This is a genomic window from Rhodopila sp., assembly GCF_035548235.1.
Taxonomy (GTDB): Bacteria; Pseudomonadota; Alphaproteobacteria; order Acetobacterales; family Acetobacteraceae; genus Rhodopila.
The window spans coordinates 1-22,294 of the sequence record NZ_DASZTJ010000093.1; the positions used below are offsets into that span (position 1 = coordinate 1).

The 22,294-nt window shown below is 66.0% G+C and carries 22 protein-coding genes; 14 read left to right on the top strand and 8 right to left on the bottom strand.

The window, feature by feature from the left end; genetic code table 11:
- The 3 genes from VHB27_RS07515 to VHB27_RS07525 all read right to left on the bottom strand — a co-directional run.
- The coding region (locus tag VHB27_RS07515) for an ATP-binding cassette domain-containing protein (protein ID WP_413788618.1) at positions 1–330 on the bottom strand (330 nt) is incomplete at its 3' end.
- Complete coding sequence (locus VHB27_RS07520; RefSeq protein WP_325598831.1) at positions 330–1,394, bottom strand: HlyD family secretion protein; 1,065 nt, start codon at positions 1,392–1,394, stop codon at positions 330–332. The genes VHB27_RS07520 and VHB27_RS07515, both read right to left, overlap by 1 nt.
- A gap of 60 nt (positions 1,395–1,454) precedes the next feature.
- Positions 1,455–1,997, bottom strand: coding sequence for a CHAP domain-containing protein (locus VHB27_RS07525; protein ID WP_325598833.1), 543 nt, complete (start codon positions 1,995–1,997; stop codon positions 1,455–1,457).
- Between the two features lie 160 nt (positions 1,998–2,157).
- On the opposite strand from VHB27_RS07525, the gene ppa reads away from it, so the two are divergent.
- The gene (gene ppa, locus VHB27_RS07530; RefSeq protein ID WP_325598835.1) at positions 2,158–2,688 is read left to right on the top strand and encodes an inorganic diphosphatase; all 531 of its coding nucleotides are present in this window, start codon (positions 2,158–2,160) and stop codon (positions 2,686–2,688) included.
- Between the two features lie 31 nt (positions 2,689–2,719).
- Here ppa and hemF read toward each other — a convergent pair whose 3' ends face one another.
- Complete coding sequence (gene hemF / locus VHB27_RS07535) at positions 2,720–3,628, bottom strand: oxygen-dependent coproporphyrinogen oxidase (RefSeq protein WP_325598837.1); 909 nt, start codon at positions 3,626–3,628, stop codon at positions 2,720–2,722.
- A gap of 205 nt (positions 3,629–3,833) precedes the next feature.
- On the opposite strand from hemF, the gene petA reads away from it, so the two are divergent.
- The 4 genes from petA to VHB27_RS07555 are packed head-to-tail and all read left to right on the top strand — an operon-like array spanning position 3,834 to position 7,348.
- On the top strand, positions 3,834–4,394 hold the full coding sequence (petA, locus tag VHB27_RS07540; RefSeq protein WP_325598839.1) for a ubiquinol-cytochrome c reductase iron-sulfur subunit: 561 nt from the start codon (positions 3,834–3,836) through the stop codon (positions 4,392–4,394).
- Positions 4,395–4,425: 31 nt separating this feature from the next.
- Entirely contained in the window at positions 4,426–5,697 is a 1,272-nt protein-coding gene (locus tag VHB27_RS07545) for a cytochrome b (protein ID WP_325598841.1), read from the top strand.
- Positions 5,697–6,473: a cytochrome c1 gene (locus VHB27_RS07550; protein ID WP_325598843.1), complete on the top strand. Its 777-nt coding sequence runs from the start codon at positions 5,697–5,699 to the stop codon at positions 6,471–6,473. Before VHB27_RS07545 ends, VHB27_RS07550 begins: the two co-directional genes overlap by 1 nt.
- A gap of 2 nt (positions 6,474–6,475) precedes the next feature.
- Positions 6,476–7,348 (top strand): S-methyl-5'-thioadenosine phosphorylase, encoded by an 873-nt coding sequence (locus VHB27_RS07555; RefSeq protein WP_325598845.1) that lies wholly within the window; start codon positions 6,476–6,478, stop codon positions 7,346–7,348.
- Positions 7,349–7,354: 6 nt separating this feature from the next.
- On the opposite strand, the gene VHB27_RS07560 is transcribed toward VHB27_RS07555, so the two are convergent.
- Together VHB27_RS07560 and VHB27_RS07565 are read right to left on the bottom strand one after the other, a co-directional pair.
- A complete protein-coding gene (locus VHB27_RS07560; RefSeq protein ID WP_325598847.1) occupies positions 7,355–7,873 on the bottom strand; it encodes a septal ring lytic transglycosylase RlpA family protein in 519 nt (172 codons plus the stop codon).
- Positions 7,874–8,048: 175 nt separating this feature from the next.
- The gene (locus VHB27_RS07565) at positions 8,049–9,959 is read right to left on the bottom strand and encodes an NAD(P)-binding domain-containing protein (protein ID WP_325598849.1); all 1,911 of its coding nucleotides are present in this window, start codon (positions 9,957–9,959) and stop codon (positions 8,049–8,051) included.
- 96 nt (positions 9,960–10,055) lie between these two features.
- Between VHB27_RS07565 and speB the strand changes: the two genes are divergently transcribed.
- The 3 genes from speB to VHB27_RS07580 all read left to right on the top strand — a co-directional run bounded on the left by speB (position 10,056) and on the right by VHB27_RS07580 (position 14,055).
- Positions 10,056–10,964, top strand: a complete 909-nt coding sequence (gene speB / locus VHB27_RS07570; protein ID WP_325598851.1) for an agmatinase — start codon at positions 10,056–10,058, stop codon at positions 10,962–10,964.
- Between the two features lie 375 nt (positions 10,965–11,339).
- Positions 11,340–12,578: a type III PLP-dependent enzyme gene (locus VHB27_RS07575; protein ID WP_325598853.1), complete on the top strand. Its 1,239-nt coding sequence runs from the start codon at positions 11,340–11,342 to the stop codon at positions 12,576–12,578.
- A gap of 76 nt (positions 12,579–12,654) precedes the next feature.
- Positions 12,655–14,055 (top strand): homospermidine synthase, encoded by a 1,401-nt coding sequence (locus tag VHB27_RS07580; protein WP_325598855.1) that lies wholly within the window; start codon positions 12,655–12,657, stop codon positions 14,053–14,055.
- A 32-nt stretch (positions 14,056–14,087) separates the two neighbouring features.
- Here the strand turns inward: VHB27_RS07580 and ruvX are convergent, their stop codons facing one another.
- Both ruvX and VHB27_RS07590 read right to left on the bottom strand, forming a co-directional pair.
- The gene (gene ruvX, locus VHB27_RS07585) at positions 14,088–14,576 is read right to left on the bottom strand and encodes a Holliday junction resolvase RuvX (RefSeq protein WP_325598857.1); all 489 of its coding nucleotides are present in this window, start codon (positions 14,574–14,576) and stop codon (positions 14,088–14,090) included.
- Between the two features lie 31 nt (positions 14,577–14,607).
- Positions 14,608–15,177, bottom strand: coding sequence for a DUF4337 family protein (locus VHB27_RS07590; protein ID WP_325598859.1), 570 nt, complete (start codon positions 15,175–15,177; stop codon positions 14,608–14,610).
- Positions 15,178–15,329: 152 nt separating this feature from the next.
- On the opposite strand from VHB27_RS07590, the gene ndk reads away from it, so the two are divergent.
- From ndk to VHB27_RS07620, 6 genes are all read left to right on the top strand, one after another.
- On the top strand, positions 15,330–15,752 hold the full coding sequence (gene ndk / locus VHB27_RS07595; protein ID WP_325598861.1) for a nucleoside-diphosphate kinase: 423 nt from the start codon (positions 15,330–15,332) through the stop codon (positions 15,750–15,752).
- A gap of 10 nt (positions 15,753–15,762) precedes the next feature.
- Positions 15,763–16,134 (top strand): DoxX family protein, encoded by a 372-nt coding sequence (locus VHB27_RS07600; protein ID WP_325598863.1) that lies wholly within the window; start codon positions 15,763–15,765, stop codon positions 16,132–16,134.
- Positions 16,135–16,335: 201 nt separating this feature from the next.
- Positions 16,336–17,580 carry an FAD-dependent monooxygenase gene (locus VHB27_RS07605; protein WP_325598865.1) on the top strand — a complete coding sequence of 415 codons (1,245 nt, stop codon included), beginning with the start codon at positions 16,336–16,338 and terminating at the stop codon, positions 17,578–17,580.
- Positions 17,577–18,320: a 2-amino-5-chloromuconate deaminase CnbZ gene (gene cnbZ / locus VHB27_RS07610; protein WP_325598867.1), complete on the top strand. Its 744-nt coding sequence runs from the start codon at positions 17,577–17,579 to the stop codon at positions 18,318–18,320. Before VHB27_RS07605 ends, cnbZ begins: the two co-directional genes overlap by 4 nt.
- Positions 18,321–18,664: 344 nt before the next feature.
- Positions 18,665–20,119, top strand: coding sequence for a purine-cytosine permease family protein (locus VHB27_RS07615; RefSeq protein ID WP_325598869.1), 1,455 nt, complete (start codon positions 18,665–18,667; stop codon positions 20,117–20,119).
- A 156-nt stretch (positions 20,120–20,275) separates the two neighbouring features.
- The coding region (locus tag VHB27_RS07620) for a molybdopterin-dependent oxidoreductase (protein WP_325598871.1) at positions 20,276–22,294 on the top strand (2,019 nt) is incomplete at its 3' end.

Consider the following 22,294-nt stretch of genomic DNA (forward strand, 5'->3'; position numbering starts at 1 on the left):
TACCGAGAGCGTTGGATAGAGGTTTTTGCCCAGTCCCTGCGGCATGTAGGCGATGCGCGGGCAGGTGCGGCGGCGATGTTCGGCACTGGCCATGTCCCCGCCCAGCACCTCGACGCGCCCGGTCTGGATCGCGTGCGCGCCTGCCACCAGCGACAGCAGGCTGGATTTGCCCACGCCGTCCGGTCCGATCAACCCGACCATCCGCCCCGCGGGGATATCGAGCGTCAGCCCGTCAAGGGCCACGGTCTTGTGGTAGGCAAGGCGGACATCAGCCAGGCGAGCGACCGGCGTGACGTCCGCCGGTTTCACATCGGCCGGGCCCGTCTCCACTACCGCACCAGCGTCCCGGTGAGCGTGCCCGGCCATTGCGCGTCCCGCCGCAGCTTGACGTAGACGACGCCCGGCAGGCCGGTCTTCACCTGCTTAATGTATTTACGCAGCAACTCGGGCGGGATTCGAGCCTTGATGCGGAACATCAGCTTCTGCCGCTCCTCCTCGGTCTCTACCGTCTTGGGGGTGAATTGCGCCACGTCCGAGACGAATGAGATGCTCGCCGGGATGACATATCGCGGCGCGGCGTCCAGCACGATCCGGGCCTCGGCTCCGATCGCGACCAGCCCTGCCTCGGCTGTCGGCAGATAGAAGGTCATGTAGACGTCGCTCAGATCGATCATGTTGAGCACCCGCCCGCCGGCCGATAGCACCTCGCCGGGCTGGGCGACCCGGTACTGCACCCGTCCGTCGCGCGGGGCCGTCAGGGTGCTGTCGTCGATATCGGCCTGGATGCGTTCGATACTGGCACGCGCGGCGTCCACGGCCGCCTTGGCGTCGATCACCTGCGACTGCGCCGCGCCGATCGCCGCCTCGCTCGCCGCCGCCTGCGCCTGGGCCGCCGCCACCGCCGCCTTGGCGGCGAGTGAGCGGGCGCGGTCATCGTCCAGCGTCTGCATCGGCACGGCCGCCCGCGGCGCCAGCTCCTGTGACCGCGCGAGGCGCCGGTCCGCCGCATCCACGTCCGCGTTTCGCTGGTCGACCACGGCAAGCGCCGCGGTCCGCTCCGCATTGCGCTGGTTCAGCAGCGCCTGCGCGGTCGAAACGGCGATGATCGCGCGCTGCAGTTGCGCCTCTGCCTCCCGCTTCTGCGCATCCAGCGTCGCCGTGTCCATGTGAGCAAGGACCTCGCCCTGGGTGACGAAGTCGCCTTCGTCCACGGTGATGTCCTTGATGCGCCCGGCGATCTTGGCGGCGATGTCGATCTCGGTCGCTTCGGTCCGACCGTTGCCGGATGCGATGCCGGGTGGAAGTCCAGGGGGCTGGAGCTTGCTCCAGGCGAGATAGCCGATGCCCGCGACGACGAGGATGGCGGGGATCCAGAGCCAGGAGCGGCGCGTCATCAGGGCAGTGCGTATTCGGCGGGATTCATCGAAATGACCCTACTCCGGTCGGGCGTGCGTCTACCATCCCTGCTCCGCCAGGCGGATCGCCGCCGGCGTCATCGCGATCAGGCGGTCATGTCCCGCCGGACGGTCGGGCCTGATGAAACCGAAGGTCGGATAGTCAGTCACGCCCATTTGCCCGGCCGGCGGCCACCAAACCCGGACCAAGCTCCAGTCTCCCGCACCGGAGACATCCTCCACCAGTTGGTCCTGGGTCACCCGGCCATGCACCCAGTTCGCCTGCGTGACCGTGATCTGCCGTGCCGACAATACCTCGGAAACGACCGCGACATGGCCTTCGGGCAGACGGCGAGACCGGCGCAGGACGAGGATGCTGCCGACCGCGGGGGTGTCGCTTCGGTCGTAAAGGCCCCGGGCCTGAAGCCACCAGTCAGCGGCGTCTCCGGTCAGGGAGACTCCGGTGAGCGCCCGTGCGAAAGGGGCACATTCGATCTGGGCGCGTTGGCCGAGATTGGCGCCGCCGCCGGAACCGCACGCCGCCAGGGACAGGAGGAGCGGAAGACACGGCCACGCGAGACGATGCGCCCATTTTCCCGACATTCACGCATCCCGTCAGGTTGATGGACCGCCTTTATCACAAATCGTGGCAAAAAGATGCGGCAATACGTTGAGTTAAAGGGGTATTCCTTGACTCCCAGAATGTTCGATTGATGTCCCAGCGGCACTTGGTTATGTGCGGCTGCGAAGAAGGAGCCCTGGAATGCGTATCGACGCCGTCTCGATCGGCAAAAATCCCCCGGAAGACGTCAACGTGATCGTGGAAGTCGCCATCGGAGGCGAACCCATCAAGTACGAAATGGACAAGGAAGCCGGCACGCTGGTGGTCGACCGGTTCCTCTACACGCCGATGCGCTACCCCGGGAATTACGGCTTCGTTCCGCATACGCTGTCCGACGATGGCGACCCGATCGACGTGCTGGTCGCCAACACACGGCCGATCGTTCCCGGCGCGGTCATCAATGTGCGGCCGGTCGGCGTGTTGAAGATGGAGGACGACGGCGGGGGGGACGAGAAGATCATCGCCGTGCCGTCGCCGAAGCTGACGCAGCGCTATGTCAATGTGCGTGACTATACGGACCTGCCGAAGATCACGATCGAGCAGATCCAACATTTCTTCGAGCACTACAAGGACCTGGAGCCTGGCAAATGGGTCAAGGTCCTCGGCTGGGGCAACGCTGCCGAGGCTCGGCGCCTGATCGCCGAGGCGATCGAACGTTACAATAAAAAATAACGGGTGGCGCCCGTCCCCGGCCCATGCCCCCTTAGGGCCAACGGACCTCGGGGGGCAGCGACATCAGGATCGCCTCCACGTTCCCGCCGGTCTTCAGGCCGAACAGCGTGCCCCGGTCGTAAAGCAGGTTGAACTCGACATAGCGGCCGCGGCGGATCAGTTGGTGTTCCCGGTCCGCCTGGGTCCAAGGCTCGTGCATGCGCCGGCGGACGATGCGCGGATAGGCATCCAGGAACGCTGCCCCGACATCGCGGGTGAACGCGAAGTCCGCCCGGGCGTCGCCCGAGGCATGGTGGTCATAGAAAATCCCGCCCGCGCCGCGCGGTTCGTCGCGGTGGGGCAGGTAGAAGTACCGGTCGCACCATTCCTTGAACCGCGGGTAATAGTCAGGGTCGTGGCGATCGCAGGCGGTCTTGAACGCTGTATGGAAGTCGGCCGCGTCCGCCCGGGCGGATCCCGTCTCCAACCGCATGGGCGTCAGGTCGCCGCCCCCGCCGAACCAGCCGCGGGTGGTGACGATCATCCGCGTGTTGAAGTGCGCCGCAGGCACCTTGGGGCTGCGCATATGGGCGACCAGGCTGATGCCGCTTGCCCAGAAGCGCGGGTCCTGTTCGGCGCCGGGGATCTGCGCACGGAAATCCGGGCTGAACACCCCCGAGACGGTGGAGACGTTGACGCCGACTTTCTCGAACACCCGTCCATGCATGATGCTCATGACGCCGCCGCCGCCGTCGGAGCCATCCTCGGTCGGGCGCCGCCAGGACGTCCGCCGGAAACGGCCGGCGGGCCGGTCTCCGCCATGGTCGTCCTCGATCGCCTCGAACGCGGCGCAAATGCGGTCGCGCAAGGATTCAAACCAAGTACGCGCCTCTGGCTTCAATGCAACATAAGCCGCCGCATCGGAACCGTCATATGGCCTTTTGGAAAGATTTTCGGTCATTTGGGCTTGTTCCTGGGCAATCCTCGGGGTAACCCCCTGGCGTCGGAGTGTTGCAGACGGGCCACCCTGCCGCCAGATCGGCGTGGCGATCCCTGTCCTGTGACGCGACGGCGCTCGACACGGCTGCTCTCCGGGTCGATCGACGGGTTGGCTCGCGATCGGATACAAAGAGGTCCGAGCCGTCTATGGCACTGTGAGGGAAAGTATGGCCGACTCGACTGCCGCCGTTGTTCATCACACCCCGACCGACCCTTCCAAACGCGATTTCCTTTCCCTCGTCACCGCCGCCGGCGCCGCGATCGGTGTCGGTGCGATCGCCTGGCCGTTCATCGACTCGATGAACCCGTCCAAGGACGTGCTGGCGCTGTCGTCGGTCGAGGTCGACCTGACGCCAATCCAGGAAGGGTCGGGCATCACCATCGTCTGGCAAGGCAAGCCGATCTTCGTCCGCTACCGCACCCCGACGGAGATCAAGGCGGCCGAGGACGTGAAGCTGGGCGACCTGATCGAGCCGCAGGCCGACTCGGCACGGGTCAAGGCGGGTCATTCGCAATGGATCGTGCTGATCGGCATCTGCACCCATCTGGGCTGCGTGCCGCTGGGCAACAAGCCCTCCGATCCGCGTGGCGAATGGGGCGGTTGGTTCTGCCCATGCCATGGCAGCCAGTACGACACCTCCGGGCGTGTCCGACACGGCCCGGCGCCGCTGAACCTGTACGTGCCGCCGTACGCGTTCGAATCCGATACCAAGATCAAGGTCGGTTGAGACCGTTCCGAGACGCACAGGAAGCTGAGACATGGCTGGTCTGCACAAGAGCGAAATCGCCAATCCGGTGCTGAACTGGATCGACACGCGGTTGCCCGTCATCACGATGATGCAGAAGGAGTACGGCGTCTTCCCGACGCCGAAGAACTTCAACTACTTCTGGAACTTCGGCGCGCTGGCGATGGTCAATCTGCTGATCATGATCGCCACCGGCATCTTCCTGGCGATGAACTACCAGCCGAACACGCAGCTGGCCTTCGCCTCCGTCCAGCACATCATGCGCGACGTGAACTACGGCTGGCTGCTGCGCTACGTGCACCAGAACGGCGCGTCGATGTTCTTCATCGTCACCTATGTGCACATCTTCCGCGGACTCTATTACGGGTCCTACAAGGCCCCGCGTGAGCTGCTGTGGATGCTGGGCGTCGTCATCCTTCTGCTGATGATGGCGACCGCCTTCATGGGCTATGTGCTGCCCTGGGGGCAGATGTCCTACTGGGGCGCCACCGTCATCACCAACCTGTTCTCGGCCTTCCCCTGGATCGGGCCGAAGATCGTGACGCTGCTGTGGGGCGGGTTCTCGGTCGACAACCCGACGCTGAACCGGTTCTTCGCGCTGCACTACCTGCTGCCGTTCGTCCTGGTAGGCGTCATCTTCCTGCACATCGCGGCGCTGCACATCGTCGGCTCGAACAACCCGCTGGGCATCGACGTGAAGTCCCCGCAGGACACGCTGCCGTTCCATCCGTACTACACGGTCAAGGACAGCGTCGGGATCTGCGTCTACCTGATGGTGTTCGCCGCGTTCGTGTTCTTCTTCCCGAACGCGTTGGGGGACCCGAACAACTTCATCCCCGCCAACCCGCTGCAGACGCCCGCCGATATCGTCCCCGAATGGTACTTCCTGCCGTTCTACGCGATCCTGCGCTCCGTCCCGAACAAGCTGCTGGGCGTGTGCATGATGTTCGGCTCCATCCTGGTGCTGTTCGTGCTGCCCTGGCTGGATACCTCGCCGGTGCGCAGCGCCCGCTTCCGCCCGCTGTATCGCAAGTTCGTCTGGCTGCTGGTCATTGCGTTCGTCACGCTGGGCTGGTGCGGCATGAACAAGCCTGAAGGCATCTTCGTGATCCTGAGCCGGATCGGAGCCCTGTACTACTTCGCGCATTTCCTGGTGATCCTGCCGCTGCTGGGCAAGCTGGAGCGTCCGCTGCCGCTGCCCGAAAGCATCAGCAAGCCAGTGATCGGGCGTGGCGGCGGACCCCTGCCGGCCAGCGCCGCCGCGAAGCCGATGGAGAAGGCGTGATGTCGAAGCTGCGTTCCCTGATCGCCGGCGCGTTCGCCGCCGGCCTGCTCGCCACCGCGGCCATGGTCCCGGCCGCCCACGCCCAGGAAGAGCAGCTCCCGCACGAGAACTGGAGCTTCAACAACCTGTTCGGCACCTACGACCTCGCCGCCGCGCAACGGGGCTTCCAGGTCTATTCGCAGATCTGCTCCAACTGCCACTCCATGCAGATGCTGCACTATCGCGACCTGGCGGGCATCGGCCTGTCGCCGGAGCAGATCAAGGCAGTGGCAGCGGCGGTGACCGTGCCGCAGGGCGTGGACGACCAAGGCAATCCGAAGGAAGGCCCCGCGACGCCCGCGGATGAGTTCCGCTCGCCCTTCCCGAATCCCCAGGCCGCACGTGCTGCCAATGGCGGCGCCCTGCCCCCCGACCTGTCGCTGATCGTCAATGCGCGTGAAGGGCATGCCAATTACGTCTATGGCATCCTGACCGGCTTCACGAACCCGCCGGCCGGATTCAAGATGCAGGACGGGATGCACTACAACAAAATGTTCCCCGGCCATCAGATCGCGATGCCGCAGCCCCTGCAGGACGGCAGCGTCGACTACACCGACGGCACCCCGAACAACCTGGCCCAGGAAGCGCACGACGTCGTCACCTTCCTCGCCTGGGCCTCCAATCCGGAGCTGACCGAACGCAAGCAGATGGGCGTGCGGGTCATCCTCTTCCTGATGGTGATGACCGGCCTGACTTATGCGGTGAAGCGCAAGGTCTGGGCGGACGTCGAGCACTGACCGTGATCCAGCCCGTCCTTGGCATCATCGGAGGCTCCGGCCTCTATGACATCGACGGGCTGGAGGACAAAACCTGGCGCAAGGTCGAAACCCCCTGGGGCGATCCGTCGGATGAGCTGCTGTTCGGCCGGCTGGCCGGCATCCAATGCGTCTTCCTGCCCCGGCACGGACGCGGTCACCCGACCTCCCCCACCCACCTGAACTACCGCGCCAATATCGACGCCCTGAAGCGGTCCGGCGTCACCGACGTCCTGTCCCTCTCGGCCGTGGGCAGCCTGCGCGAAGACCTGCCACCGGGCCATTTCGTGATCGTCGACCAGTTCATCGACCGCAGCTTCGCCCGCGAGAAGAGCTTCTTCGGCGAAGGCGTCGTCGCCCATATCTCCATGGCCCATCCGGTCTGCTCTCGGCTGGGGGACGCCCTGTTCGGCGCCTGCCAGGGGATGGGCCTGCCGGTGACGCGCGGCGGCACCTATCTGGTGATGGAAGGCCCACAATTCTCCACCAAGGCCGAAAGCGAGCTCTATCGCGCCTGGGGCTGCTCGGTCATCGGCATGACCAATATGCCGGAAGCCAAGCTGGCGCGGGAGGCGGAGCTTTGCTACGCGACCGTTGCCATGGTGACGGATTTCGACTGCTGGCATCCGGACCATGACCACGTGACCGTGGAGGCGGTCGTTCGGGTGCTGCTGGGCAACGCCGACAACGCGCGCGGGCTGGTGAAGCAGGTCGTCCCCCAACTGGGCACGCCGCGGGAGCTGTGCCCCTGCGGCTGCGACCGGGCGCTGGACAACGCGATCATCACGGCGCTCGGCCAGCGCAGCCAGGTACTGGCGGCCAAGCTGGACGCCGTCGCCGGACGGGTCCTGGGGTAAGCCCGCTCAGCGGCTGGCTTCCTCCTGGGCCGGGGACGGCAGGCCGCGCAAGGCGGCCGTGGTTTCCAACGCGTCCTGCACCTCGGACGGTGACGCATCGGCCGCACCGGCGCCCAGCATGATCACGCCATCCCGGTTCGGCACCGTAATCGGCGCGACCTCCACCGGGACCACGCCTTCCTGCTGCATGCCCAACGCCCGCGCAGCCTTGGGTGCGAGGTCGATGACGCGGCCGACGATATAGGGACCTCGATCTTCGACCTTCACGGTGACGGTCCTGCCGTTCATCAGGTTGGTCACCTTGGCCACCGACCCGAGGGGGAGTTGCTTGCTGGCCGCGATGTTGGCGTTGGGGTTCAGGGGCCGGCCGTCTGCCATCTTCCGGTTGGCGAAATGCCGAGCGTAGTAGGACGCACGCCCCTTCTCCTTGCGGCCCGAATGGTCGATGCGCACGACGCGGGAGGCTGGCACGGCCGGAAGCCGGTTCAATACTTTAGCGTACTCGCGCTGGGCCGCGGTATCCACGATTCCTGCCTGTGCCGGCCTTATCAGGATGCTCTGCAAAAGAAAGGCGCCAACCAGCGCCACGAACCTCAAATGACCGGACATCAGCTTCCATTGGCAACGCGTTCAATGGGAGCAAAACGAGCGAGGCGGCGCCCAGTTTCCGGCGTACGGCGAACCCCGAGAAAACGTGACTTCAGGCGTCCTGCGTCTCCAGGAACTCCGCCGGCCGGTACCGGCGCGTCAACGTCCAGTAATCCAGCAACGTCCAGGGCGAGGTCACGGTCACCCGGTTATCCTTGTTCTTGTACCAGCTCGTGACCCCCGGATGCGCCCAGACCATCCCCTGATGCGCCGCGTCGACACGGCGGTTGTAGTCGTCATGCGCCTCCGGTCGGACCTCGATCGAGTCCAGGCCCTTCTCGATCATGTCGACCAGCGCCTGGGTGATGTAACGGACCTGACATTCGCTGTGGAAAATGATGCTGCCCCCGTGCGCCAGGTTGGTGTTGGGGCCATAGGTCAGGAACAGGTTCGGGAACCCCGGCACCGTGATGCCCAGATGGGCGCGCGGGTCGTCGTCGCCCCACAGGCCGCGGATCGTTTCGCCGTTGCGTCCTTGGATGTCCATCGGCCACAACATTTTCGACGCAGTGAACCCCGTCGCCAGGATGATCACGTCAACCGCGTGCCGGGCACCGTCGTGCGTGACGATCGCGTCCGCCTCGATATGGTCGATCCCTTCGGTCACCAGGTCCACGTTTGGCCGCTTCAGCATCTTGTACCAATGGTTGTCCCGCAGCATCCGCTTGCCATAAGGGGGATAGGGCGGCACCACCTTTGCAATCAGGGCTTCGTCACCGTCCAATTCCGAGCGGATATGGTCGATCATGGTCTGACGCATGGTCCAATTGGCTTCGTTGAGAGAGGTCTCGGGCTGGGTCCAGTCGGGATCCACCTTCAGCGTGGCGTGGAACCCGTCGGAGCCAGCCCAGAAAAGCTGGAACCGCATCCATTTGCCGAAATAGGGCACATGCGCGATCGCCCATTTCTGCCCGGCCGTCACCTCCTTGTGGTAATTGGGATTGAAGGCGGCCCAATGACGGGTGCGCTGGAACACCAGCAGCCGCTCGACCTCCGGCGCGATCGACGGCCCGGTCTGCATGGCCGACGCCCCTGTGCCGATGATCGCCACCCGCTTTCCTGCCAACGGCACCGAGGCGTCCCAGCGTGCGGTGTGGAACACGGGTCCCTCGAACCGGTCCATGCCCGCGATGTCGGGGATGAAGGGCCGGTTCAACTGCCCGACGGCGCTGACCAGCACCTTGGCCTCGACCGTTTCCCCGGTCGAGAGGGTCAGCACCCAGGCCGCCTGAGCCTCATTGAACACGGCGCGGGTGATTTCGGTATTGAACCGGATATGCGGCCGAAGCGCGAAATGCGCCGTCACCGACCGGATATAGGCCAGCAACTCGTCCCGGCGGGAGAAATGGCGCGTCCAGTTCGGGTTCGGAAAGAACGAGTAGGAATAGAAGTGGTTCGGCGTATCCACGGCGCAGCCGGGATATTGGTTCTCCAGCCATGTGCCGCCGACGTCCGGGTTCTTTTCGTAAACGGTGAACGGGATGCCCAACTGCCGCAGGCGGATGGCCATGCACAGGCCGGAAAACCCTGCGCCGATGATCGCGACGGGATAGCGCGCCAGCGTGGCCGCATCCGGCGTGCGATGCCAGCGTTCCGCGCGCGCGTCATCGCCGTTGAGGTCCGTCTCCTCGACCAGCAGCGGGATGTAATCGGCCGGCACCGTCTGCCCGACCCCGGCGCTCATCATCCGCTGCAGCATGTCCGCCGGCAGGTCCCTGGGCGGTTCCCGGCCCGTCGCCGCGTAGTCCTTCAGCACATCGACAAGCCGGTCGCGGACCTTCTGCTTCAGGTGCTCCGGCACCGCTTCCATGAAGCTCCAGGCCCCCTGGATGTGCGGCGCGACCTCATCGAGGATCGTCATGTCGCCACTGAGCTGCGTCAGCACCATCAGCATCGGCGCGATGTCGCATTCGGCCAGGGCGGCACGGAGCGCCGCCTCATCCCGCACGGCGTCTTGGAACATGGTTTCGATCCCGTTCATCGATTTGCTTGCCGTGATTTGATCAGACGCGCCGGTGGCCTACAAGCGCGGCGTGCTCCTCAACCACAGGAAGAGACCATGGCCGGCCTCCCGACCTATGCCGTCCCGCCCAGCTTCCTGGGCGTCGCCAACACGAACCGGTCCGCGCGTTTCGTCGTCGCCGGCATCCCGATGGACATCGGCACCACCAACCGGCCGGGCACGCGCGAAGGCCCCGCCGCGATCCGCCGCGCGAGCCGGATGCTGACGGATGGCGACCATCCGGTGCACCGGATCGAGCCGGCCCGCCTGGATCTGGCCGACATCGGCGATTTTGAGCTTGCCCTGGGCGACATCCAGGCCAGCCTCTCCGCCATCGAGGCACAAGCCGCCGGCATCGGCCACCTGATCGCCCTCGGCGGCGAACACGGCGTCACCCTGCCGCTGCTGCGCGCGCTGCGCACGCGCCTCGGCCAGCCGCTTGCCCTGCTGCATGTGGATGCGCATGTCGATACATGGCCGGACAATTTCGGCCAGGCCTACGCGCATGGCTCGCCGTTCTATCACGCGATCAACGAAGGCCTGGTCGATCCCAAGCGGATGATCCAGGTCGGCGTCCGCTCTCCCGCGCAGAACGACGTCACGGATTGGACGCGCGCCCAGGGGGTCACGATCCTGTCGGCCCAGGACGTTCACGCCTCCACCCCCGCCGCCGTCGTCGGACGCATCCGGTCGGTCGTTGGTGAAGCGCCTACCTACCTGAGTTTCGACATCGACGCCCTGGACCCTGCCTTCGCGCCCGGCACCGGCACGCCGGAGATCGGCGGCCTCGCCTCCTGGCAAGCGCAGGCGATCCTGCGCGGTCTCGGCGCAAGCAGATCGGGAACAGTTCGTTTCGTTGGCATGGATATCGTCGAGGTCGCCCCGGCTTACGACCATGCCGAGATCACCGCCCTCGCCGCCGCCACCCTGGTCTGGGAATACCTCTCCCTGTGCGGGGTCAACTAAGCGGCGTTAACCATGACATGCGATAAGCGCAGGCCGGGGGACAAAAAACGCATGACATCCCGAAGGGAATGACCCTATATACGCGGCTCGCCTCAACACCGGGGCGATGACGCATCCGCACGTGCCGCGAGCCCCCCAAGGGACAACCCCTAGGGCACAGCAACGACGTAAACGCGTCCTTTTCGATAGGTCCGGCCAACCGTGGGTCGGGGTCGTTAGGGAACACGCCTATGTCTGACCGCAGTGACGCGATGCGAAGTACCACCAGCATCGTCTGAACCCCGCCCGCAGCGCTCGCGCGCGCCGGCTTCGTTCAAATCCCACGTTCCGTTTCGGGCGCATCGCATGCGCCCGTCTGTCCGCGAGGATTCCGCGATGTCTGCCGTCTTCCGTACCCGCCAAGCCGTTTCGCCTCTCCGCCGCTCGTTCCGTCCTGAAAACGCCGCTCCGCTGCAGCGTCCCACCGTGGACGCCGTGATCGCGGCCGACCGCCCGGAGGAGCCGGTCCACTGCCTGCGTCCGACGACCGCTGCCGCCACCGCGGCTGCGTTCGTGGAGGCGTTTCCCGGCGACGTCCTGTACGCCGTGAAGTGCAACCCCGACCCCGCGATGCTGCGTGCGCTGCATGCCGGCGGCGTGCGGCATTTCGACTGCGCCTCGGCCCAGGAGGTCCGGCTGGTGCGCGACATGTTCCCCGACGCCGACATCCATTTCATGCATCCGGTCAAGGCCCGCGGCGCGATCCGCGAAGCCTGGGCGCGGCACGACGTGCGCGACTTCGTGCTGGATACGCGCGAGGAACTGGACAAGATCCTGATCGAGACCGAAGCCACCGGCGTCGCCGGTGAGTTGGGCCTGGTCGTACGCCTCGCGCTGCCCAAGGGTGGCGCGCGCCTGGACCTGTCCGGGAAGTTCGGCGCCGCGATGGACGATGCGGTCGCCCTGCTGCGCGCGGCGCGTCCGCATGCCGTGCGGCTGGGCGTCAGTTTCCATGTCGGGTCGCAATGCCTCGATCCGCTGGCCTGGCGCGCGGCGCTGGACTTGACGGCGCGGGCAATCCGTTCCGCTGCCGTCTCGATCGACATCGTCGACGTTGGCGGCGGCTTCCCCGTCGCCTATCCGGACCAGGACCCGCCCGACCTCGGCGCCATCTTCGCCGAGATCGAGGACGGCTTCGACCGCCTCGCCCTCCCGAACGCTCGGCTATGGGCCGAACCGGGGCGGGCCCTGGTGGCCGCGGCGGGGTCTGTCGTGGTGCAGGTGCAACTGCGGCGCGGCGATGCGTTGTACATCAACGACGGCGTCTATGGCGGCCTGTCGGATGCCGGCGCGCTTGGGTTCCGCTATCCGGTCCGCATGGTCCGGCCGAACAGTGTGGTATCGTCTGAAACCAGGTCTTTCACCTTCTATGGTCCGACCTGCGACAGTGCGGACGTGATGCGCGGCCCGTTCATCCTGCCGGCCGACATCGCCGAAGGCGACTGGATCGAGATCGGACAGCTCGGCGCCTATGGCGGCTGCCTGCGCACCGCCTTCAACGGGTTCGACCGCGCGCGGATCGTTGAGGTTTCCGACGAAACGACTTCCGGCGGCGACGAACGCCTGGCTGCCTGACTGTCATTTCCGTCCACTGACGCCGGCGCTCCGTCAAACGGGGTGTCCGGACTTTGCCGATAAAGGACTCCGAACCATGAAACACGTCGCTTTCGGTGGCCGCCTGGTCATCCTCGGCTTCGGCAGCATTGGCCAGGGCGTGCTGCCGCTGATCCTGCGGCATATCGACATGCCGGCCGACCGCATCACGATCGTCACCGGCGACGACCGCGGCAAGGCCGTGGCCGAGGCGTTCGGCGTGCGCTTCGTCGTCCAGCCGATCACCCCCGACAACTACGCGGACACGCTGGGCGCGCTGGTGGGCGCCGGCGACTTCCTGCTGAACCTGAGCGTCGACGTCTCCTCGGTCGCGCTGATCGTGTTCTGCCAGGCCCGGGGTGCGCTGTATCTGGATACCTGCGTCGAGCCCTGGGCCGGCGGCTACACCGACACATCCCTGACGCCGTCGCAGCGGTCCAACTACGCGCTGCGGGAAAGCGCGCTGGCGATCGCCGGCGGCGCGGGCCCGACGGCCGTCCTGACGCATGGCGCGAACCCCGGGCTGGTCTCGCACTTCGTCAAGCAGGCGCTGCTGAACCTGGCGCGCGATACGGATGTCCGGACGACCATCCCGGCGACGCGGGCCGGCTGGGCCGCCCTGGCGCGCGAACTTGGCGTGAAGGTGATCCACATCGCCGAACGCGATACCCAGACCGCGTCCTTCGCCAAGAAGCCCGGCGAGTTCGTCAACACCTGGTCGATCGACGGCTTCGTGGGCGAAGGCTGCCAGCCCGCCGAACTCGGCTGGGGCTCGCATGAGGCGGCCCTGCCCGCCGACGGCAGGCGCCACGACTTCGGGTGCGGCGCAGCCATCTACCTGATGCGCCCAGGCGCCTCGACCCGCGTGCGCACCTGGACCCCGGCGGCCGGGCCGATCCATGGGTTCCTGATCACGCATAACGAGTCGATCTCCATTGCCGACTACTACACGGTGCGCGACGGCGATACGGTCGCGTATCGGCCGACGGTGCATTACGCCTATCACCCCTGCGACGACGCGGTGCTGTCGGTCCACGAACTGGCCGGCCGCAACTGGGAGATCCAGCCGAAGCAGCGCCTGATGATGGATGAGATCCGCTCCGGCGTGGATGAGTTGGGCGTGCTGCTGATGGGCCATGCGCGGGGCACGTACTGGTATGGCTCCCGCCTGTCGATCGAACAGGCTCGGACGGCAGCGCCGTACAATAACGCGACCAGCCTGCAGGTGACGGCGGCCGTGCTGGGCGGCATGGTCTGGGCCATCCGCAACCCGAAGGCGGGGGTCGTAGAGGCGGACCATGTGGACCACGAGACGGTCCTGACGGTCGCGGAACCCTATCTGGGCGACATGATCGGCGCCTATAGCGACTGGACCCCGCTGGAAGGTCGCGGCCGGCTGTTCCCCGAAGACATCGACATGGCCGATCCCTGGCAGTTCAAGAACTTCCGGGTCGTCTGAGCCACGGCGGCGGGCACGAGCCCGCCCCCTCCTCAGTCCCGCTTTCCTCCGGCCGCCCGCTCCGCCACCGCGTCCAGCGCCCCTTGCAGCATCCACGCCGCGGCCGACCGGTCCACGACGGCGGCCCGCTTTCCACGCGACAGGTCGGCTTCGTGGATCAGCCCGCGATTGACGGCGGCGCTCGACAGGCGCTCATCCCACAAGGCCGCCGGCAGGCCGATGGCGGCCGTCAGCGCATGCGTCCAGTCGCGGGCCGCCTGGGCGGCCGGTCCCGCCGTCCCGTCCATCGACAGCGGCAAGCCGACGACCAGGCCGAACGCACCCTCCCGCAACGCCGCCTCGCCGATTTCGGCGGCATTCTCGCTCAGCTTTCGCCGCCGGATGCTGGCGTAAGGGGAGGCCAGCCGGCGGCGCACGTCCGACAGCGCCAGGCCGATCGTCTTACTGCCCAGATCGATCCCGATCAGGCGTTGCGTGCCGTGAAGACCGGCGCAAAGGTCGTGGATGTCCAGGATCGCCATCCGCCCGTTATCGCGGCGCCCGGCGGTGCGGTCAAAGGAAACCCAGGGCAACCACAGCGGCTACCACGGCCGCGACGCCGCCGATGCCGGTGGCGGCAATGGCCAGGGCACCGAATTGCGTCACCACGGCGACCGAGGCCAGAACGATCGCGATCTCCAGCGCACCCCCGGCCAATTCATAGATATGGTAGTGGTGGAAGGCTTCCTCGCGGGCTTCCTCCAATTCCTTGGCATGCACCAGAAGCTGCTTCATCCCGTCGCCGGTCTTGGGATCGTCGCGCATCCGGTCCGCGTATTCCCGGTCCGCCTTGATGTCGGCCTGCACGCTCGCGGTGTCGGCCCCCGGCAGGCGCGACAGGATGTTCGCCTCGCTGTCCTTGACCAGGGCGCGCAGGTTGCGGGCCTGGTAGAAGGCGTAGTCGTCGGACACGGCGATATGGTTCTTGAGATACTCGTTCTGGGTCGATTTGGCTCCGACCTCCGTCAGTGCCAGCGCCGCCGCCAGGGCGGACACCAGCACCGCCACCCGCTTGGCATAGGGATCGCCGTGGCCGCCATGCTCATGAATCGTCTCATGCGCCTCTTCCGCGAGCTTGTTCACGTCGCCCCGTCCCCCCGCTGTAACCGGATGATGCCGTTAAAGCACGGAAACGGTCTTTGGACTACAGATTCGCGATACGGCGATCTCGCCTTGCTCTTAGCCGAACAAACCCTTACTGACCCGCCGCAATCGACATTCACAGGAGGTCGCGCATGGCGATCGAGCGCACGTTTTCCATCATCAAGCCCGACGCGACGCGGCGGAACCTGACCGGCAAGATCAACGCGGTATTCGAGGGCGCGGGCCTGCGCATCATCGCCCAGAAGCGCCTGCACATGTCCACCGCCCAGGCCGAGACGTTCTATGGCGTGCACAAGGAACGCCCGTTCTTCCGCGACCTGGTGACGTTCATGACATCGGGCCCCGTCGTCGTGCAGGTGCTGGAGGGGGAGAACGCGGTCGCCCGCAATCGCGAGTTGATGGGCGCGACCAACCCCGCCAACGCCGCCGAGGGCACGATCCGCAAGCTGTTCGCCGAAAGCATCGAGGCGAACTCGGTCCACGGCTCCGACAGCCCGGAGAATGCCGCCACGGAGATCGCCTATTTCTTCGCCGGCACCGAGTTGGTCGGCTGACGGTCGCGCCATGGACTGGATCGCGCTTCTGGGCCGTCTGGCCATGAGCTTCATCTTCATCCATAGCGGCATCGGCAAGGCCATGGCCCCGTCCGGGACGATGGCCTATTTCGCCAAACTGGGCCTGCCCGTGCCCGGCGCTGCCTATGCGCTGACGCTGGCGATCGAGATCGGCGCCGCGACCCTGTTCCTGCTTGGCTTCCGGGCCAGGGTTACCGCCCTGATCCTGGCCGCCTGGTGCGTCGCCACCGCCTTCACGGCGCATTACCATCCGGGCGACACCAACAGCATGATCCACTTCTGGAAAAACATCTGCATGGCGGGTGGTTTCCTCCAGATCGTCGCCTATGGCGCCGGGCGCCTGAGCCTGGACCGGAAATAGCGCGGGTTCGGCGCGACTGGGTCCTGTGGTTGCCTGTCGGCCGCCCTCTTCCGACCGGACTGAAGCCGTCCCCAATCCTCGGGGCCTTCCCACACATCAGGATCCGGCCTTGCCCGATGGCCAGGCCTTGCCCATGCTGCCGGTCAGCATGGAGCTGATGATGACGCCGCATCCCGTAATGCCCGAAGGCCTTCCCTCCTGATGCGCCGGGCATTGGTGATCGGCGGATCGCTGGGCGGGTTGTTCGCCGGATTGCTGCTGCGACAGGCTGGATGGGACGTCACCGTGTTCGAGCGCAGTCCCCGCGACCTCGCCAGCCGCGGCGTCGGGGTCGGCACGCATCCCGAACAGCTTGATGTCATGCGGCGGGTCGGGTCGACGGTGGACCCGTCGATCGGCGTGCCGATCCGGCGCCGCATCTGCCTCGGGCGCGACGGCTCGATCGCCGCGGAACTGCCGTTCCAGAAAGTCATGAGCTCGTGGGGCCGGCTGTACCAGGAATTGCGCCGCCTGCTGCCCGACAGCGTTTACCAGGGCGGCATGCAACTGGACGGGGTGGAGCAGGACGCCGACGGCGTGACCGCGATCTTCGCCGACGGCAGCCGGCTGCGCGGTGACCTGCTGGTCGGCGCCGACGGGCTGCGATCGACGGTGCGATCATGCTGTTTTGTTGGCAACGATCCCATATACGCCGGCTACATCGCCTGGCGCGGCCTGATGCCGGAGCATGAAGTCCCGCCGCTGGTGATGGATACGATCTTCGGCGATTTCTCGTTCTACCTGCCGGGGCGAGAGTTGATCCTGGCTTATCCCGTCCCCGGTCGCGACGACGAATCCGGCGTCGGCAAGCGGGCGCTGAACTGGATGTGGTACCATCCGATCGGGTCGGCGGAGACGCTGCGCGACATGTGCACCGATGCCACCGGACAATATCACGGGCTGATGATACCGCCGCCGCTGATCCGGCCCGACGTCGTCGCGGCCTTCCGGCAAGAGGTGCGGGAGCAGATGCCGCCGCCCTTCGCCGCGCTGATGAACGGCACGGCGGAGGTGTTCTTCCAACCGATCTTCGATCTTGATTCGCCGCGCATCGTCTCGGGCCGCGTCGCACTGCTCGGTGATGCGGCCTTCGTCGCCCGGCCGCACGTGGCTGCGGGCGTCACCAAGGCGGCGCTGAATGCGGCGTGGCTGACGGATGCCCTGTCGGGACGCACGATCGAGGCCGGGCTGGCGCTGTACCAGCGCCTGGCCCAGCCGCTGGGAACCGCGATGGTCCGGCGCGGCCGCTCGATCGGCGGTTTCCTTGAGACGCCGCCCGCGCCCGGAATCGCAACGGACCCGATCACGCTGATGCAGGAAAACGGTGCGCCGCTGAACCGGATCCCCGGCGTCGAGGCCTGCCTCCACGCCGCCGCCGAAGCCCTTGGAGCCAGGAGCCACGCATGACCGTCGATTTCCAGGGCTACCGGTACGTTCCCGGGCCATTCCAGTATTCCGCCGGTGTCTCCGCCCTGCCCGGCTTCACGATCGAACGCGCACGCTTCACCAACCCGGTTCCCCTGGCCGATGGTTTCAAACGCATCGAGACTTACCTTCAGGCCGAGAGCTTGCCCCTCACCGCGTTCTGCGCCTGCGAACTGCGATCGCCGGCGCCGTTTACCGATGCCGGCTTCATCGCCTTCAACCGTGAATATTGCGGCACGCTGGAACGCTGGGGGATTTTCGCCAACGACAAGAACCCCGTCGCGCGCAGCAATGTCTGCCCCGAGATCGACAAGCCCGCCGGACCGTCATTCCACGCGTTCTCCTATGTCCGCCCCGCGCGGGGCGCCGCGCCGTCCTTCGTCATCGCCGGCAGCGGCGAGGCGCGGGAGGGTACGGGTCCCTACAAGGACAAGACGGTCCGACATGGCGAAACCACCCCCGATGCGATGCTGGAAAAGGCGCGGTTCGTTCTGGAGGTGATGCAGGCGCGCATGCAGGCGGTCGGCGCGGCCTGGGCGGACACGACCGGGGTGCAGGTCTACACGGTATACGACGTCCATCCCTTCCTTGGCGCCGAGATCGTCGCGCGCGGTGCGGCGAGACATGGCCTGACGTGGCATTTCTGCCGCCCGCCGGTGATCGGACTGGATTATGAGATGGATTGCCGGTCCGTCGTCGTGGAACGGGTGCTGCCAGGCTGATCCTGGCGCTATCGTTGCTGGATCGTAGTAGTCTGCACGAAAGGCCATGCTCCCGAGCGGTTGTGCATGTGAAGCATTTTTCAAGGCGGCATCTGAGCCTTTCCCGTTATGGCCCGGCTTGACCGGGCCATAACGGGGTCACTATTGGCATTTTGATATCGGCGCACCGCCGCCAGGAAATTGACTATATAATAGTCTGTATACACATAAAACGTGCACAATGTGTCTTATAATGCGCCATCGATTCTGAAACATCCAGTTCTTGCCTATATTTTAACCCTCTTGCTCTTTACACTGCCCCACATCTGTAGACACTGATGCTGATCCGCCGAGGAAAGCAGCACATGCATACAGAAGCCTCACTGGAAGAACGCATCCGCCATCGCTACCACCAGCCGAAAGGCGTCGAGCAATTTGGCATCGAGCCCATCCCGGAAGAGAAAAAAGTCGTCGGCGGTCTTGATATCTTCTCGATCATCCTGGGCCTCGCGCTCAATCCCGGTTCGATCCTTGTCGGCGGCCTCGCCGTCGTTTCCGGCCTTTCCTTCCTCGGCGCGGTCAGCGCCATCGCCATCGGGATGGCGATCGCCGTCATCGCCTATACGATCATGGCGACAGTCGGCGTGGATTATGGATTGCCCGGCCAGGTCGGGACGCGCATGGCCTATGGGCTTCGCGGCGCCAAATGGATTCCGTCCTTCATCCGGACGTTCGCATCCATCTACTGGTTCGCGTTCCAGACGGTCGCCGGCTCGATCGCGCTGATCGCGGTCCTCGAACGTTGGATCGGCGGCCATTATTCGCTGGTGACGGTCAGCCTGCTGTTCGCGCTGCTGCAGGCGTTCGTCGCGATCGTCGGTTACGACAGCCTGAAGCAACTGTCCCGAGCGGCACTGCCGCTGAAGATCGGGGTCCTGCTCTTCGCGCTGATGGTCATGATGACGCATGACGATCCCAACTTCGCGCCATCCGCCGTCCTCGGCTATGCGGGCGGTCCCAAAGGGAATTGGCTGCTGTTCGTCACCTGGCTGAACGTGACCGCCGCCAATTCCCTGACGATGGTGACGGACTCGGCCGATTTCTGCCGCTACACGCGCGGCCGCTTCGACATGTGGTGGGGGACCGCCGCCGGCAAATGGGGCGGTTCGGTGTTCTCCGCGATCCTCGGCGCCTATGCCGCCGCGGCGACGCAAGGCAAGGTCGCCAACATGTTCCAGGTCGTCGCCGGCCTGACGTCGGGCTGGCTGCCGCTCGCGCTGCTGGTCCTGGTCATCGCGCTGGACAATTGGACGATCAACGTCCTCAACCTCTACACAGGCGGCCTCTCCCTCTCGAATATCTTCGAGCGCCTGGGCCGTTTCTGGACCACGCTGATCATCAGCATCCTTGGGATCGCCCTTTCGGTCTTCCCGGATGTGGTCAACGGCTACACGTCTTATGTTGGTATGCTGGGAAACTTCTTCTCCCCGATCGCCGGTGTCCTCGTCGCCGACTACTTGCTCGTGAAGCGGATGCGCATCGATGTCGTCGCCTTGTTCGAGCGCAGTGGCCCGTACTGGTATTGGCGCGGCTTCAACCCGATCGCCGTGCTTTGGACCGTCGCCGGCTTCCTGATCTATATGTTCGTCATCCCGCAAGCCTGGATCCAGACCCTCTGCACGCTGCTGATCACGGCGGCGGGCTACTGGCTGACGACGCGCCTGGTATCCGTCCGCTCCGGGACGATGGCTCGCGCCTCCCGTCCCGGCGAACAGCGTGAGAGCATCGATGACCTGGCCTGGGACCTGGCTGCGCGATGAGCAGCGTTGCACATGGGGGACACATCGCCGTCTCCCCCATGCTTCGGGCAAGATTCTTTCCAAACCCGACTTCCAATCGGCCCGCAACTCACGTCAAACTGAAACCCAGAGCAGCATCGGAGCAAAGCCGCAGTGGCTGATACGGAACGACTCGCCATGGTTGCCACCCCTGGTCCTGGCGCCGCGCCGACCCGCCGCTTCATGCACAGCTCCCACTGGGGCGTGTTCGAGGCGTCCTGGCAGGCCGATCGGCTGGTCATCAAGCCGCACGCGGAAGACCCCGATCCCAATCTGATCCTGCAGAACTTCCCTGACGCCATCCGCCACAAAGCGCGTGTCGCTCGGCCCATGGTGCGCCGCGGCTGGCTCGAACGCGGACCAGGCCCCGACGCCACGCGCGGCCGCGACGATTTCGTGGCGCTGCCGTGGGACGAGGTGCTGGACCTGCTGGCCGCCGAATTGCGCCGCGTCCGTGACCGGCATGGCCCAGGCGCGGTGTTCGGCGGGTCTTATGGCTGGTCCAGCGCCGGACGGTTCCATCACGCACAAAGCCAGGTCCATCGCTTCCTGAACACCGCCCTCGGCGGCTATGTGCGATCGGTGAACAGCTACAGCTCCGGCGCCGCGTCGGTGATCATGCCGCATATCTTCGGCGCGTTCGACTCGATCACCCGCCGCAACGTCACCTGGGAACAGATCATCGCGCACACCGACATCGTCATCGCGTTCGGCGGCATGGCGCTGAAGAACAGCATGGTGGCCAGCGGCGGAATCAGCCGCCACGTGGAACGGCAGTCGATGCGCCAGGCGGAGGCGCGCGGTTGCAAGTTCGTATTGGTCAGCCCGATCCGCAACGACCTGCCGGAAGAGGCCAAGGCCGAGTGGATCGCGCCCACTCCCGGCACCGACACTGCGTTGATACTGGGCCTGATCCACACGCTGGTGACCGAGGACCTCCATGACCGCGCCTTCCTCTCGCGCTACTGCGAAGGCTGGGACCGGTTCCAGGCCTATGTGCTGGGCCAGGGCGACGGAACGCCCAAGGACGCGGCCTGGGCCGCCGGCATCACCGGCCTGGACGCCGGGCGGATCGCTGCCCTGGCGCGCGAACTGGCCGGAAAGCGCAGCCTCGTCGTCGTGTCTCACTCGCTGCAGCGGGCCGAGCATGGGGAACAGCCGGTATGGGCGTCGGTAGCACTGGCGGCGGCGCTGGGGCAGATCGGCCTGCCTGGCGGAGGGCACAGCTACGCGCTAGGCGCGCTTGCCCATTACGGCAAGACGACGAACGCCGTGCCGGCAGCCGCCTTGCCGCAAGGCCAGAATGGCGTGAAGGATTTCATCCCGGTCGCGCGCATCTCCGACATGCTGCTCAATCCCGGCGGCCAGTTCGACTATAATGGGGAGCGGCTGACCTATCCGGACATCCGCCTGGTCTATTGGGCCGGCGGCAATCCGTTCCACCATCACCAGGATCTCAACCGGCTGCGCAAGGCCTTCGCACGGGTCGATACACTTGTCGTTCACGAGCTCGGGTGGACCGCGACGGCGCGTCACGCCGACATCGTCCTGCCCTGCACGATGACCTTGGAGCGCGAGGATATCGGCACCACGCCGACCGATCCGCTGATGGTGGCCATGCACAAGGTCGCCGCCCCCTATGCCGAGGCGCGCGATGACTACGCGATCTTCACCGCGCTGTCCGAACGATTGGGTACGGCACAGGCTTTCACCGAAGGCCGCGATGCGCAGGCATGGCTGCGCCATCTTTATGCGCGGACCCAAGAGGGGCTGACAAAGATGGGCGTGGCCGCGCCGGACTTCGACACGTTCTGGCGACAAGGTGCGCTGCGCCTGCCGTCCGCCGCGGACGATGGCGGCATGCTGCGCGCCTTCCGCGAGGATCCGGAGGGCGCGAGCCTGCCGACGCCCAGCGGTAAGATCGAGATTTTCTCGGACCATGTCGATCGTTTCGGGTATGCCGACTGTCCCGGCCATCCCGCCTGGATGGCGCCGAAGGACGCGCCGGACGCGCGGCATCCGTTGTGGCTCATCGCCAACCAGCCGGCGACCCGGCTGCACAGCCAGCTCGATTTCGGCGGGCATAGCACGGATTCCAAGAAGCGCGGGCGGGAGGTGTTGCACCTGCACCCCGATGACGCTGCGGTTCGGGGGGTC

Excerpts from the sequence above, each read along its gene's own strand:
- VHB27_RS07520 (WP_325598831.1), bottom strand. The coding sequence starts at position 1,394 with ATGACGCGCCGCTCCTGGCTCTGGATCCCCGCCATCCTCGTCGTCGCG.
- VHB27_RS07525 (WP_325598833.1), bottom strand. The coding sequence starts at position 1,997 with ATGTCGGGAAAATGGGCGCATCGTCTCGCGTGGCCGTGTCTTCCGCTC.
- ppa (WP_325598835.1), top strand. The coding sequence starts at position 2,158 with ATGCGTATCGACGCCGTCTCGATCGGCAAAAATCCCCCGGAAGACGTC.
- hemF (WP_325598837.1), bottom strand. The coding sequence starts at position 3,628 with ATGACCGAAAATCTTTCCAAAAGGCCATATGACGGTTCCGATGCGGCG.
- petA (WP_325598839.1), top strand. The coding sequence starts at position 3,834 with ATGGCCGACTCGACTGCCGCCGTTGTTCATCACACCCCGACCGACCCT.
- VHB27_RS07545 (WP_325598841.1), top strand. The coding sequence starts at position 4,426 with ATGGCTGGTCTGCACAAGAGCGAAATCGCCAATCCGGTGCTGAACTGG.
- VHB27_RS07550 (WP_325598843.1), top strand. The coding sequence starts at position 5,697 with ATGTCGAAGCTGCGTTCCCTGATCGCCGGCGCGTTCGCCGCCGGCCTG.
- VHB27_RS07565 (WP_325598849.1), bottom strand. The coding sequence starts at position 9,959 with ATGTTCCAAGACGCCGTGCGGGATGAGGCGGCGCTCCGTGCCGCCCTG.
- speB (WP_325598851.1), top strand. The coding sequence starts at position 10,056 with ATGGCCGGCCTCCCGACCTATGCCGTCCCGCCCAGCTTCCTGGGCGTC.
- VHB27_RS07575 (WP_325598853.1), top strand. The coding sequence starts at position 11,340 with ATGTCTGCCGTCTTCCGTACCCGCCAAGCCGTTTCGCCTCTCCGCCGC.
- VHB27_RS07580 (WP_325598855.1), top strand. The coding sequence starts at position 12,655 with ATGAAACACGTCGCTTTCGGTGGCCGCCTGGTCATCCTCGGCTTCGGC.
- ruvX (WP_325598857.1), bottom strand. The coding sequence starts at position 14,576 with ATGGCGATCCTGGACATCCACGACCTTTGCGCCGGTCTTCACGGCACG.
- ndk (WP_325598861.1), top strand. The coding sequence starts at position 15,330 with ATGGCGATCGAGCGCACGTTTTCCATCATCAAGCCCGACGCGACGCGG.
- VHB27_RS07600 (WP_325598863.1), top strand. The coding sequence starts at position 15,763 with ATGGACTGGATCGCGCTTCTGGGCCGTCTGGCCATGAGCTTCATCTTC.
- VHB27_RS07605 (WP_325598865.1), top strand. The coding sequence starts at position 16,336 with ATGCGCCGGGCATTGGTGATCGGCGGATCGCTGGGCGGGTTGTTCGCC.
- cnbZ (WP_325598867.1), top strand. The coding sequence starts at position 17,577 with ATGACCGTCGATTTCCAGGGCTACCGGTACGTTCCCGGGCCATTCCAG.
- VHB27_RS07615 (WP_325598869.1), top strand. The coding sequence starts at position 18,665 with ATGCATACAGAAGCCTCACTGGAAGAACGCATCCGCCATCGCTACCAC.